Below are 13,349 nucleotides of genomic sequence, written 5' to 3' on the forward strand. Positions count from 1 at the left end.
ACGAATGTCCGGCAGGGGTGGGAAGAAACCGCTTATTGCGGTTTCATGTCGTTTTTGCTGATACCAGCGACTGCGACGGGTTTTTTCATTGCGTCGCGGCGGAAGGGTTCACCGAGTTCCTGGTTGATCATGGCTTCGATCAGGGTGGTGATGCCTTTTTTCTGGTCTTCGCAGGCCTGGCGCAGGGCGTCGGTCAATTCGTCCATGGTGCGCGCGATCACGCCTTTGAGACCACAGGCATTGGCGATGCCGGCATAAGACACCTGGGTGTCCAACTCGGTGCCGACAAAGTTGTCGTCAAACCACAGGGTCGAGTTGCGCTTTTCCGCGCCCCACTGATAGTTGCGGAACACAACCTGGGTCACGGCGGGCCATTCTTCGCGGCCAATCGCGGTCAGTTCGGTCACGGCGATGCCAAATGCGCCATCCCCCGAGAAGCCGACAACCGGAACGTCCGGGCAGCCGATTTTCGCACCAACAACCGCAGGCAGACCATAGCCACAGGGACCGAACAGGCCCGGGGCCAGGTATTTGCGGCCGTCTTCGAAGCTGGGATAGGCGTTGCCGATGGCACAGTTGTTGCCGATGTCCGAAGAGATGATCGCATCGCCCGGCAGAGCGGCCTGGATCGCCCGCCATGCGCGGCGCGGGGACAGCCAGTCGGGTTTGGCATCGCGGGCGCGCTGGTTCCAGGTGGTGCCTGGATCGTCCTGCTCGCTGTCCATCGACGACAGTTCCTGGGCCCAGGCCGATTTGGTGGTGGCGATCAGGTCCTTGCGCGCGGCGCGGCCTTCGTCACCGGCCGTGTCAGCCAGCTTTTCCAGGATGGTGTTGGCCACGGCCTTGGCGTCGCCCACGATGCCGACGCTGACTTTCTTGGTCAGGCCGATACGGTCGGGGTTGATGTCGACCTGGATGATTTTGGCATCCGTCGGCCAATAGTCGATGCCATAGCCGGGCAGGGTCGAGAACGGGTTCAGACGGGTGCCCAGAGCCAGCACGACGTCCGCCTTGGAGATCAGCTCCATTCCGGCCTTGGAGCCGTTATAGCCCAGCGGACCGGCAAACAGCGGGTGCGACCCGGGGAAGGCGTCGTTGTGCTGATAGCCAACACAGACCGGCGCATCCAGGCGTTCGGCCAGAGCCATCGAGGCCGGGATCGCGCCGCCGATGACAACACCAGCACCGTTCAGGATGACCGGGAATTTGGCACCTGACAGCAGCTCGGCCGCCTGGCTCACGGCATCGGCACCGCCTGCGGGCAGTTCAAAGTCGACAACTGCGGGCAGGTCAATGTCGACCACTTGGGTGAAATAATCGCGCGGCACGTTGATCTGGGCGGGGGCGGAATTGCGTTTCGCCTGCATGATCACGCGGTTCAGGACTTCGGCCATGCGGGTCGGGTCGCGGACCTCTTCCTGATAGCAGACGCAGTCGGCGAACATGCGCATCTGTTCCATTTCCTGGAAACCACCCTGACCCATGGTCTTGTTGGCGGCCTGCGGGGTGACCAGCAGCAGCGGTGTGTGGTTCCAATAGGCGGTTTTGACGGCGGTCACAAAGTTGGTGATGCCGGGGCCGTTCTGGGCGATCATCATCGACATCTTGCCGGTGGCGCGCGTATAGCCATCCGCCATCATCCCACCGGACCCTTCGTGGGCACAATCCCAAAAAGTGATACCCGCAGGCTCAAAAATATCAGAAATCGGCATCATCGCAGAACCGATGATCCCAAAGGCATGTTCAATGCCATGCAGCTGCAACGTTTTGACAAACGCCTCTTCAGTGGTCATTTTCATGTGGGTATTCCTTGGGTGAGTGTTAGACACTTGTGTTTGTTAGAGAACTTCGTCTTTCAGGGCGTACCAGATATACGCAAACCGTTGTCCTAAACGCCGGAAAGGCGTCAACAGACCGTGACTGGGCAAAGGTGAGGTAAAGATCGGCAGCTCAAAGGCCTGGTCACTCTTGTCGCCAGCAACCAGTTGGGCCATGCGGCGCCCGGCCTGGGCCGAATACATCACCCCGTTGCCGCCATATCCCATGGCATAATAGATTTTTTCGCTGGGGTTCGGCTGGAAGATCCTAGGCATCATGTCGTGGCTGACATCGACCCATCCCCACCAGGAATAATCCAGGTTGATGTCTTCGAGCGCCGGGAACTTGCGAGCTAACCCTTTTTTCAACAGCTCCAGATGTTTGCCGTTTTCCGCATCCCGCCCTGTCAGCGCCGATCGGCTGCCGATCTGCACCCGGTTGTCTGGCAGCAGGCGGTAGTAGTGCCGCAGCGTGCGGGTGTCGGTCAGTGGCGATTTCGTCTGGATACCGCATTCTTCGAGTTCGCTATCCGTTAGCGGTCGGGTCACCAACGAATTCGACAGGATCGGCATCAACCGGTGTTTGGTCTTGGTGTTCAGACCGGGTGGGGTGTAGCCTGCGGTGGCGAGAGCGACTGATTTGGCTTTGACGATACCTCCGGGAGTACGCAGGTGATGCACCCCGTTTTTGGTTTCCCAACCCAAAACCGGGCTGGCCGTGTGTATCTTGGCACCCAGACGTCGTGCCATGTTGACATAGCCGAAGGCCAGCTTGCCCGCGTGAATACAGGTGCCATCCGGCTCCCATAGGGCACCAGCAGCCTCCTGATCGCGCACATGGTCTTCATGCAACTCTTCGCGGCTGAGAATGCGCGAACCATAGCCAAAGGTTTTGTTCAGCAGTTCGCATTCGCTTTGCAGCCCTGCCATGATCTTGTCGCGATGGGCGATATAGTAGTGTCCACCCGGCTGCGGATCACAGTCTATATCGTCCTGTGCGATCAGATCTTCGAACATCTCGAAAGCCTCGGAGACTTCGCGATGCATGCCCTTGGCCACATCCACACCCCAACGCTGAATCCATTGGGACCGTTTGAGCCGCCCTGATGAAATCTGGGCCTGACCGCCGTTCCGGGTCGAGCAGCCCCAGGCCACGGTATTGGCTTCGAGTACCACAGCCTGGATTCCGTGTTCCTTTGCCAGATGGATTGCCGTCGACAGCCCGGTGTAGCCCGATCCGATGATGACGACATCGGCCGTCATGTCACCGGACACGGGTCCATCATCCTGAGGCGGAGTGCCAGCGGTTCCGATCCAATAGGTCGGTGCATGGTCACGGTTGTGGCCCGGCCCGGCATCGATGATCGGGTCGTATTTCGGGTCATAGCTGGACTTGGGCCAGTGACGGGGAATGGTAGTGTCAACCATGAGGGGACCTGCCGAAACGTTGGAGGGTGAAGGGGATCAGGCCTTGAACATGGGCCGGGTTTTGCGCAGCGCCTGTTTCACGACCAGCTTGCCGTCGCGAACGGTGAACAGATCGGCGCCTTCGGCCTCGACCCGCATGCCATTGGCATCAGTGCCGGAAAAGGTCCATTCGCTGACGGCCCGGTCGCCGTGAACAAAGTGGCTATGGTGATCCCAATGGGCATCTTTCATGCCAGCCCAAACGCCAGAAAATGCGGCGGCAATGGCTTCGGCCCCTTCGACCTTGTTGCCGTATTTTTCGTCGCCAGCCACGGTGTAGAATACACAGTCATCGGCAAAATGGGTCATCACGCCGTCGATGTCGTGACGGTTGAAGGCGTCAAAAGTGTCGGCCAGATCCTGAGCGGTCAGAGTTTTTGTCATTGTCTTGGTCTTTCTTGGTCAGTTGGATTGCGTGGTGTCTAGATAGGGGACAACCAGTGTTGGAATTTCCGAACGGCGCAGAACGCGTTTGGCGACGCTCCCCAGAAATGTGTGGGAAAAGCCGTGATCATGGGCACCCAGCACAATCAGATCACAGCCAAGTTCCTTGGATCGACGCAGGATTGCCTCGGCTGGGTACCCGTCGATGATCTCGATGGTTTCGACCTGATCCTGTATGTGTCGGTCGGCCTTGGGCATTGCTGCCCAAAAGTTTTTTTGCCGTTCTGTCAGCACCGCTTTGACATGTTCGTGCCGGGCTTTCAGGGCCTCAGCCCGTGATCCGGCGTCGTGCATGAACATCCGCATGGTGATCAGAGCGTCATCGCTGAGCGGTTCAGACACGTGCAGCACATGCAACTTGGCACCGGTGGATTGGGCCAGGGTGGCCGCATGACGCAGCGCGTGGGTTGAATTGCGCGATAGATCGGTTGCAAACAATATGTGAGTGATCAGTTGTTTCATGGGGTTGCTCCCTTTTCCTTTCAGCTGGGCCTAGTAACCGAACACACGCGGTAGCCAGAGTGAGATTTCAGGGAAGAAGGCGATGATGAAGATCGCGATCGTGTTGATAAAGGCAAAGGGCAGCGCCCGTAGCGAGATCTCTTCGATCGAGATTTTTGAAATCCCCGAGGCGATGAACAGGTTTTCACCCAGCGGCGGTGTCTGGAAACCAATGCCCAGGGTACAGACCATCACCACACCAAAGTGGATCGGGTCGATGCCCACGCTATACGCAACCGGCAACATCACAGGAACCAGGATCAGGATGGTGGCCAGGGTCTCCATGAACATGCCGACGAACAGCAGGAAGAAAATGACCAGTGTCCAGATCACATAGATGTTGTCGGTGAATGACAGCATGCCTTCGGCAATCACGGCAGGAATCTGGTTTTCGACCAACAGGCGCCCGAACACGGTTGCAGTAAACATGATCAACAGCACACGGCCGGTCAGCCAGGTCGTGGTTTCCAGCGCTTCGAACAGCTTTTTCCAGGACAGTTCGCGATAGATGAGCGCCCCGACGATCAACGTGTAAAAGATCGCCACAATTGCGGCTTCGGTTGGGGTGAAGAAACCCGAATAGATACCGCCCAGGATCACGATCGGGGCCATCAGTGCCCAGAAACCGCGATATAATTCACACCAGATCTGGCGCGCAGACCAACCTTCGGTGGTGCCTCTGTAGTTGTTCTTTTTTGACAGGATATAATTCATGAACAACAGGCTGCCAGCGATCAGAAAGGCGGGCATGAAACCGGCGATGAATAGTTTGGGGATCGAAACGGTCTGGAACTGACCGTGTTCGGCAACCGCTTCGGGCGGAGCAGGCATACCCAAGGCCGCGATGCCAAAGATGATCAGCGGGATCGACGGCGGGATTACAATGCCCAGACCACCGGATGAGGCGGTAATTGCCGAGGCATAGCCGCGGGAGTAACCACGTTCAATCATCGCCGGGATCATCAGCATCCCGACAGCAGCGGTGGTCGCCGGACCCGAGCCCGAGATCGCGCCAAAGAATAGACACGCCATGACAGTTGCGGCGGACATGCCACCGGTGAACGGCCCGGCAAAGCTTTCGGCGACACTGATCAGGCGGCGCGACAGGCCCGAGGCCTCCATTAGCGCCCCGGCCAGAATGAACGCAGGCAGCGCCATCAGCGGGAAAGAGCCAACTGAAGTAAAGGCGATCTGGACAAATTTGATTGGGTTTTCATCCAGAAAGATGAAGGTGATCAGGGTCGAAACCCCCAGCGCCACGGTGATCGGGGCGCCTATGAACAACAGCAGCAGAAAGCCGCCAAACAGCAGTGGGATGATTTCGGAGCCCATTATTTCTCTCCCTTGGCGTCGTCGGTTTCGGCCTTGACGGCGTCCAGATCGATGGAGTCCGGATCAACCATTTGTTCGTCGAGAATGATCTTGCGATAGTTCACCTGCAGCACCCGGATGGTCATCAGGGTGAAAGCGATGGGCAGCACGATATAGACCCAGCTGAGGTGGAACCCCATGGTTTGGGACGACTGAAAGCGGTTCATCTTGTTAAAGATGAAATCGACCGACAAATAGACGAAATAGACGTTGAAAAAGATCCAGAACAGATCTGCAAAAGCTTCGATGTATTTGATCGCCCGCGGCGGCAGAAATTTGAACTGGAACGTCACACGGTTGTGGGCTCCCATCTTGGCCGCATAGCTCGCGCCAAAGAAAACGAACCAGACGAACATGTAGATGGACAGTTCTTCGACCCAGGAAAACGAGAACGAAAACAACGTTCTTACGATCACCTGGAGAAACAGCAAGCAAACAAAAATCGCCAACAATGTGCGGCAGATGTAGCTTTCGATATTATCAATTATTCCCCAAAATTTGGACATTTACCCCTCCCTCCTTTGATAGGGGAGAGCCGCCGGCTCTCCCCTGTTTCATTCAATTCGGGATCACTGGGAAACCGGGTCGCGGCCAATGGCGGCCAGAACGGCGTTCAGTTTTTCAACACCGCCGATGCTTTCGTAGAACTTGGGCCAGACAGCTGCAGTCGCCAGGTCTATGAATTCCTGTTCATTGTTCTCAGGAACAGAGATTGTCATGCCTTTTTCGACCAGAAGCTCTTTGATTTCAGCTTCTTTGTCCCGCAGGAACTGAGCAGACGCCGCTGTCGCAGCCTTGCCTGCTTCCAGAATGATTTCCTGGTCAGCCGCAGACAGCTCCTGGAAAACCTGCTCGGAAACGATGAGAGGTTCGATCGAGAAGATGTAACGGATCTCAGTTACATAGTTCTGAACTTCGTAGAATTTCATCGCATTGATGGTGGTGTAGGGGTTGTCCTGACCGTCGACAACTTTGGTTTGCAGGCCGGCAAAGGTTTCCGACCACGCCATTGGGGTCGGGCTGATGCCCCAGGATTTGTAGGTGTCGATCATGATTTCGTTCTTGGGAACGCGGATCACGAGACCCTGCAGGTCTGCCACCGATTCAACCGGCTTTTTCGAATTGGTCAGAACCCGGAAGCCTGTGTAAGTCCATGCGATGATGCGGACGCCCGCGTCATTGATGGTGTTTTCGGTCAATTCGGCACCAATTGGGCCTTGGGTCAGCGTTTCTGCATCTTCCAGGCTGAGGATCACATAGGGCAGCGAAAACACACCGACCGTGGGCGAGAAAGGGGTAACATTGTTGATTGCCAGCAACGACATGTCCAGCGTGCCGATGGCTGCGTCATTGACGGTATCCTGTTCGGAACCCAGCTGACCGTTCAGGAACAAGGTCGCCGTGTGTTTGCCGCCGGACAGCTCTTCGAGGGCTGCTTTGAAACCCAAACCCGTGGCTTCCTGGCTGGAGCCGCCGCTGTCACCAACTGCGATTTTGAAGTTTTTTGCTTGTGCAGCTCCGGTAGCGAGCATGGCAGTGACGGAAACGGCTGCGGTCAGGGTGCAGACCTTCTTGAGAAATGACATGGATATCCTCCCTGGTTGTCATTTTTGAAATCTCAAGGTGCGCGCCGGCGCGCCCTCCAGTTGCGCATCTGCCGGTCCGATTCTGCCTCGGTGGACGTGCTTTACCTTGCGAAATACGTTTCAAGAATGTAAATTTGTGCGCATAAGGTTTCATAAAATGCGAACATAGTCATGGCACAGAAACAACTGGTTACAAACATCGGGGACGCGGATCTAAGACTGTTACGGATTTTCAGATCGGTGGTTGAAAGTGGGGGGCTGTCGGCCGCTGAAACCGAGCTAAATATCGGTAAGTCAACGATATCAAAGCATTTGGCAGACCTGGAATACCGGCTGGACCTGAAGCTGTGCAATCGCGGTCCCGCGGGGTTTTCGTTGACTGTAGACGGTGAAAAGGTTCTGAAGTCTGCGGAAACCCTTTTGGATTCAGTCCAAAGTTTTCGGGCCGAGGTGAACGAAATTAAACAGGAACTGGTTGGGACGATCCGCGTCTCTCAGTTTGACCTCTGCGCATCCAATCCCGACGCGAGGCTTGCGTCAGCAATCAACGCGTTCAACACGCTGGCACCCGAGGTCGAAATTGATCTCTCGGTCGAACCGCCGAATGTCATTGAAACAATGGTTTTCAACGGTGATATCGACATTGGGATCATCGCCAAACACCGGGTTTCGTCCAGCCTCAGCTATGTTCCGATTTATGACGAGAACATGTTCTTGTACTGCGGGCGGCTGCACCCGTTTTTTGACCGAGACCAATCCAACCTTGCCTTGGACGAAGTTCGTGCGACCAACTACGCGGGGATCAGCGTCAATTCACCGAACTTATTGGTGGGGCAGACGTTGAAATTGCGCCGGTCAGCCAAGGTGCAATCCGAACATGCGTTGACCATTCTGATCCTGTCCGGGCGATATATCGGTTTCTTGCCTGATCATCTGGCCAGCGGTTTTGAAGCTCAGGGTCTGATGCGGGCCATTCTACCCGAGCAATTGCACTACAGGGCCGAATTCTCAGCCATTACCAGGCGCAACCCGGATCCAAACAGGATCACCAAGCTGTTTTTGGAAACATTGGAACGCGAGCACGCGTGTTGACGAGCAGGCGGGTGATTCCGCCAGCCCTCCGATATTTGGGACATTGTGTTCTCTGACCAGTCAGGCCAGCAGGATCAGGCAGGCGGTGCCGAATAGCAAAACCGGCGCTCTGAGCCGGTTTTTGACGGCGGCCATCAACACGGCTGCGATACTGTCTTAGCTCCCGCGGCCAACTGATCTAAATTCTCTGACGATGGGCAATTGGCGCAACCGAGAACTTGTGCCGCGCCTCAAATTCGGACGCGGTCCATCTTGGGATCGTAACGGGATTGCAGGCTGCCAGAAGCTGGTACAGGGCGTCCGTTGACCATCACTGTATAGGATTCAGCTGCAAGGTCTTTTGCGGTCATTCCCTGTGGCAGGGATACGTAACCCATTCCAACCGCTCCACCAACCGTCCAGCCAAAGCTGGCCGAGGTCATACGCCCGACAATTTCACCATCCCTTAGAATTGGCTCCTTGCCAAAGATCAACGCTTCAGGATCGTCCAGCCGGAATAGCAGCAGCCGGGACTTGGCACCGCTACTGCGCATGGCTTGGATCGCGGCTTTGCCAGTGAACTCGGTGTCAAAATCGCACGCGAAGGTGAGCCCGCTTTCAACAGGACCATCAAAGGGCCCGATGTCGTGCCCCCAATGTCTGAAGCCCTTTTCGATACGACAGGAATCCACGGACATGCCACCACAAAGGCGCGGCGCATCAGGCGCGGCCATCACAGTTTCGTACACCTGCTGAGCAAATTCCGCAGGCACGTGCAGCTCCCAGCCCAGTTCACCGACATAGGTGATCCGCTGCGCCCGTACAGGTGCGTGGCCGACGTGAATTTCCTGCCAACTGGCAAAAGGAAAGGCATCGTTCGACAGGTCTGCGTCGGTCAACGTGCTCAGGAAATCGCGGGCGCGTGGCCCCATTATGGCCAGCGAGGCCTCGGAGGATGTGACGTTTACGACGCTGACGCCAGTGCCTTCCAGCTGGGATTTCAGCCAGCTTTCGCACTGTGGTTCTGCGCCTGCAGATGCCATCACCAGATAGCGTGTGTCGGATTGGCGGGCGACGGTGATATCAGCTTCGATCCCGCCTTGTTCATTGAACATATGGGTGTAGATCAATGCGCCCATAGGCACTGCCATATTGGCCCCGCAAAGGCGCTGCATCTGCGCCTCGGCCTCGGTACCATCAACAATAAATCGTCCAAAGGTCAGGTCGATCATACCCAGATCACTGCGTATGGCGATGTGTTCATCGCGCCAGTCATCGAACCACGGCTGACGGTCGAACCCATCAGTCATCTCGCGGCCAAAGTACAACGGGCGTTCCCACCCGTTCGCACTGCCAAATTGCGCACCGGCGGCCTGAAGGTGGCCATAGTAGGGCGTGCGCCGAAGCCCACGGGCCTGTTCCTTGCGCAGATAAGGCCAATGCATGCCATAGGCATGGCTCAGCGTCTCAGCGGCTTTTTCGGATGTGTAACTGCGGGCGTTTAACCCTGGCACGATGCGGCGCGAGTCCACATCGGTCAGGTCCATCGTCATATGGCCCGACATGATCCATTCTGCCAGCGCCTTGCCTGCGCCGGGTCCGTTTTGGATGCCGGTAGAATTAAATCCTGCTGCCACCCACAGGCTTTTCACATCCGCGATCGGTCCAAGATAGTGCTTGGCGTCGGGAGTAAAGCATTCTGGTCCGTTAAAGAACTTGCGAATGCCGGATTCGGCCAAGGCTGGAACGCGTTCCATCGCGGCTTCTAGGATCGGATAAAGATGTTCTTCATCACACGGCAACTCGTCAAATTCGAAGTGCGCGGGCAGGCCATTTTCCGGCAACCATGGAGTCGCATGAGGTTCAGAGCAACCGATCAACAGCTTGCCAGCGTCCTCTTTGTAATAGGCGTATTCATCCATCACCCGCAGGATCGGCAGATCACCGGTGACGCCTGCTATTGGATCAGTCACCACGTAGTAGTGATTGGTATAGTGCAGCGGGATGTTCACACCATGTGACAGCCCGAATTCACGGGCCCACATGCCTGTTGCATTGACCACATGTTCAGCACGTACCAGTCCGGTTTCGGTTTCCACGCCCACGGCACGCCCGCCTTCGATGACGACCTGTTCAACCTTGGTGTCTTCAAAGATTTGTGCACCGTTCATACGGGCACCTTTGGCCAATGCCATGGTGGTATCGATGGGGTTGGTATAGCCATCGCCGGGGAACCAGAACGCGCCTTTGGCACCGTCTGTGGACAGCAACGGCCAGCGATCTTGCGCCTCGGTTGTACTGATTTCTTCGGCGCGAATGCCGCAACCATGGGCATAGTCGACCTTGCGGCGCAACTCCTCCATACGGGCATGGTTCAGCGCGACAGTCAGCGATCCGTTGCGTTTGAACCCGGTGTTTTGACCTGTTTCATCTTCAAGGCTTTCCATCAGATCAAGGCCATATTTGGCCAACGCTGACATGACTGGCACGCCTTGGGTTTCAGAGACCAATCCAGCGGCGTGCCATGTGGTGCCGCTGGTGAGTTTTTTGCGTTCGAACAGTGCGACGGACCATCCTGCCTTGGCGAGGTGATAGGCGGTGGCGCAGCCAACGATGCCGCCGCCGATGATGGCGACCTGCACGTCTGTCGGAAGAGTTTTTGCCATTGGATTACCCTCTCAGCTGATCGTTTTCAGGATCATAGAACGGCAAGCTGGCAACCGTGGCGCGTACGGGTTGGCCCAGGATTTCGATGTGGAACACATCGCCGGGGGTCGCAGGCACTGTAAGATATCCCAGAGCAATACGCTTGCCGACCCGAAACCCGGTGCCGCCCGAGCTGACATAGCCCACAGGGGTACCATCGCGACAGATCGGGTCCGACGACAGCGCATCCGCGCCGTGGCCGTCCAACACGAACGCAGTGAAATGATAGTCTTTGGGTTGGTTCGCTTGCGCAAGAAAGGCGTCGCGCCCGACAAAGCTGTCCTTCTTCTTGCTGACAAAACGATCCAGGCTGGCATCAAAAGCGGTATATTCGATGCCGAAATCAGCCCCCCAACCGTGATAGCCTTTTTCCAGACGCATCGCGTTCAACGCATAAGAGCCGAATTCGACCATGCCCTTGTCGGCACCTTGTTCCATGATCGCCGAATAGACAGTAACGAGGTCTTCATTGCGCATGTGCAATTCCCAACCCAACTCGCCGACATAGGAGACGCGCAACGCAATGACAGGTGCGCCTGCGATGGTGATCTCACGGACGGACATCCAAGGTGCGTTTGCCTTGGACAGATCGTCGGTTGTAAGCGGCTGCAGAACATCGCGTGATTTGGGGCCCATGACCATCAAAGCTGCGTCGAAATCTGAGCCTCTGCGCAGGGTGACGCCGGTCTCCGGCAGGAATTGGGACATCCAATCGTGGTCACGTTGATCGGCCAGCGTTGGCCCGCACAGCAGGTACTTGTTGTCGTCCAAACGGGCAATCGTGGCTTCGGACCAGATCTTGCCCTTGGGGGTCAACATATAGCTAAGTTTGACCCGGCCCACTGAGGGCATCGCGCCACAGAACACGGTATTCAGGAAATCGGTCGCACCCGGTCCTTCGACCTCGTATCGGGTGAAACCACCGTGATCCATCACACCGACATTGTCGCGTACGGCCTGACATTCGGTGGCCACAGCATCATGCCAACACTCGTGATGAAAGCTAAGTGCGCTGTCGTTTTTGATTGTGTCCGTTTCGAACCAGAACGCCCGTTCCCAACCAGCGACCTGTCCGAACACAGCGCCTTTGGATTTGAGCGTGTCGTAGAGTGGCGTGGTTTGCACTGGCCGCGCAGATTCCCACAGGCGATGCGGGTAGGGGATCGAGTACTGGTTTTCGTAGAGTTCGCTGGCACGGTTTGCGGTATAGTCGAACGTGGCCCAGTTCTCGTCGAAACGACGCGGGTCCCACATCGACATGTCCCACTCTGTTTCGCCTTCGGTTATCCATTCCGTGAGCGTTTTGGCCGCCGCGGCAGAATGCGTAATGCCGACCGGGAAACAGCAGGCATGATAGAAGTTTGGCAACCCAAAAGCAGGACCACAAAGCGGAGCGCCATCGGGACTATATGGGATGGGGCCGTTGACGAAACGCCCGACACCGGCCTCGCCCAAAATCGGCACATGGGTCAATGCCGCGTCCAGAACTTCGGCAATGTCATCTACGCTGTCCGGGTAAAGCTGATTGGCAAAACAATCGGGCATTCCATCCAGCCATGCGGGGCGCCCCGCGTGACCGTAGGAGCCCAACAGCAACCCATTCCGTTCGCGGCGCAGGTAATACATGATGTCCGGGTCGCGCACGAGCGGGAAGTTGTCTGGGTTGGCCTCCAGTTCCGGCAAGGCCTCGGTCACCAGATACTGATGTTCCAACGTCACAACAGGCAGTTTTTGCCCAACCATTTCGCCAACAACACGACCGTAATAACCGCCTGCGTTGATAACGATGTCGGCGATCACGTCGCCTTTGTCAGTGGTCACCTGCCATTCGCCAGAGGATCGGCGGCTGATGCCCGTGACTTGGGTAAAACGCGCGACCTGAGCACCCAGATCCCGCGCACCCTTGGCCAGGGCTTGGGTCAGCTGGCTGGGGTCCACATCGCCTTCGTAGGGGTCGTAAATGCCGCCGATGATGCTATCGCCCGAGCTGAAATAGGGGTGCATATCGTCCATTTCCTTGGGCGACAGCATGGCCATTTCATAGCCCAACCCCTTGGAAATCCCTGTTAGGTGACGAAAGAAATCCATCCTTTCGGGGGTGTGCGCGGGCCAGAATGCGCCCGTGTGGCGATACGTGATCGGATAATCGACCTCTTTGTCCAAATCCTTGTAGAGCCGCCAGGCATAGTTGCCGGCGCGCATGCCGCCCCAGCTGTTGGCATAGGTCGGAATGTTGCCCGCCGCGTGCCATGTCGATCCCGAGGTCAGTTCGTTCTTTTCGATTAGCAGCGTATCGGTCACGCCCGCCTTGGCCAGATGATACAGGGTCGACACGCCAACCGCGCCGCCACCAATGATCACTACTTTTGCTTGGGTCTTCATGAGT

Annotated in this window: 10 protein-coding genes; 1 reads left to right on the top strand and 9 read right to left on the bottom strand. The window is 56.7% G+C overall.

Annotated features, from left to right (window positions below):
* Positions 1-32: 32 nt before the first annotated feature.
* The 7 genes from xsc to QEZ52_RS22080 form a co-directional block, all read right to left on the bottom strand.
* The gene (gene xsc, locus QEZ52_RS22050; protein ID WP_343211645.1) at positions 33-1,799 is read right to left on the bottom strand and encodes a sulfoacetaldehyde acetyltransferase; all 1,767 of its coding nucleotides are present in this window, start codon (positions 1,797-1,799) and stop codon (positions 33-35) included.
* A 39-nt stretch (positions 1,800-1,838) separates the two neighbouring features.
* The gene (locus tag QEZ52_RS22055) at positions 1,839-3,245 is read right to left on the bottom strand and encodes an FAD-binding oxidoreductase (RefSeq protein WP_343211646.1); all 1,407 of its coding nucleotides are present in this window, start codon (positions 3,243-3,245) and stop codon (positions 1,839-1,841) included.
* Positions 3,246-3,281: 36 nt separating this feature from the next.
* Positions 3,282-3,668: a nuclear transport factor 2 family protein gene (locus tag QEZ52_RS22060; RefSeq protein ID WP_343211647.1), complete on the bottom strand. Its 387-nt coding sequence runs from the start codon at positions 3,666-3,668 to the stop codon at positions 3,282-3,284.
* A gap of 18 nt (positions 3,669-3,686) precedes the next feature.
* On the bottom strand, positions 3,687-4,190 hold the full coding sequence (locus QEZ52_RS22065) for a universal stress protein (protein ID WP_343211648.1): 504 nt from the start codon (positions 4,188-4,190) through the stop codon (positions 3,687-3,689).
* A 30-nt stretch (positions 4,191-4,220) separates the two neighbouring features.
* Positions 4,221-5,561, bottom strand: coding sequence for a TRAP transporter large permease (locus QEZ52_RS22070; RefSeq protein ID WP_343211649.1), 1,341 nt, complete (start codon positions 5,559-5,561; stop codon positions 4,221-4,223).
* Positions 5,561-6,106: a TRAP transporter small permease gene (locus QEZ52_RS22075; protein WP_343211650.1), complete on the bottom strand. Its 546-nt coding sequence runs from the start codon at positions 6,104-6,106 to the stop codon at positions 5,561-5,563. The genes QEZ52_RS22070 and QEZ52_RS22075 overlap by 1 nt, the downstream gene beginning before the upstream one ends.
* A 63-nt stretch (positions 6,107-6,169) precedes the next feature.
* Positions 6,170-7,186: a TRAP transporter substrate-binding protein gene (locus QEZ52_RS22080; RefSeq protein ID WP_343211651.1), complete on the bottom strand. Its 1,017-nt coding sequence runs from the start codon at positions 7,184-7,186 to the stop codon at positions 6,170-6,172.
* Between the two features lie 171 nt (positions 7,187-7,357).
* Between QEZ52_RS22080 and QEZ52_RS22085 the strand changes: the two genes are divergently transcribed.
* Positions 7,358-8,278 carry a LysR family transcriptional regulator gene (locus tag QEZ52_RS22085; protein ID WP_343211652.1) on the top strand — a complete coding sequence of 307 codons (921 nt, stop codon included), beginning with the start codon at positions 7,358-7,360 and terminating at the stop codon, positions 8,276-8,278.
* A 230-nt stretch (positions 8,279-8,508) separates the two neighbouring features.
* On the opposite strand, the gene QEZ52_RS22090 is transcribed toward QEZ52_RS22085, so the two are convergent.
* Entirely contained in the window at positions 8,509-10,923 is a 2,415-nt protein-coding gene (locus tag QEZ52_RS22090; RefSeq protein ID WP_343211653.1) for an FAD-dependent oxidoreductase, read from the bottom strand.
* A gap of 4 nt (positions 10,924-10,927) precedes the next feature.
* The gene (locus QEZ52_RS22095) at positions 10,928-13,345 is read right to left on the bottom strand and encodes an FAD-dependent oxidoreductase (protein WP_343211654.1); all 2,418 of its coding nucleotides are present in this window, start codon (positions 13,343-13,345) and stop codon (positions 10,928-10,930) included.
* Between the last annotated feature and the right edge of the window lie 4 nt (positions 13,346-13,349).

This window comes from Aliisedimentitalea scapharcae, assembly GCF_045277565.1.
Lineage (GTDB): Bacteria > Pseudomonadota > Alphaproteobacteria > Rhodobacterales > Rhodobacteraceae > Aliisedimentitalea > Aliisedimentitalea scapharcae.

Coding starts and splice junctions, on each gene's coding strand:
- xsc (WP_343211645.1), bottom strand. CDS start 1,799: ATGAAAATGACCACTGAAGAGGCGTTTGTCAAAACGTTGCAGCTGCAT.
- QEZ52_RS22090 (WP_343211653.1), bottom strand. CDS start 10,923: ATGGCAAAAACTCTTCCGACAGACGTGCAGGTCGCCATCATCGGCGGC.
- QEZ52_RS22085 (WP_343211652.1), top strand. CDS start 7,358: ATGGCACAGAAACAACTGGTTACAAACATCGGGGACGCGGATCTAAGA.
- QEZ52_RS22065 (WP_343211648.1), bottom strand. CDS start 4,190: ATGAAACAACTGATCACTCACATATTGTTTGCAACCGATCTATCGCGC.
- QEZ52_RS22080 (WP_343211651.1), bottom strand. CDS start 7,186: ATGTCATTTCTCAAGAAGGTCTGCACCCTGACCGCAGCCGTTTCCGTC.
- QEZ52_RS22095 (WP_343211654.1), bottom strand. CDS start 13,345: ATGAAGACCCAAGCAAAAGTAGTGATCATTGGTGGCGGCGCGGTTGGC.
- QEZ52_RS22070 (WP_343211649.1), bottom strand. CDS start 5,561: ATGGGCTCCGAAATCATCCCACTGCTGTTTGGCGGCTTTCTGCTGCTG.
- QEZ52_RS22060 (WP_343211647.1), bottom strand. CDS start 3,668: ATGACAAAAACTCTGACCGCTCAGGATCTGGCCGACACTTTTGACGCC.
- QEZ52_RS22055 (WP_343211646.1), bottom strand. CDS start 3,245: ATGGTTGACACTACCATTCCCCGTCACTGGCCCAAGTCCAGCTATGAC.
- QEZ52_RS22075 (WP_343211650.1), bottom strand. CDS start 6,106: ATGTCCAAATTTTGGGGAATAATTGATAATATCGAAAGCTACATCTGC.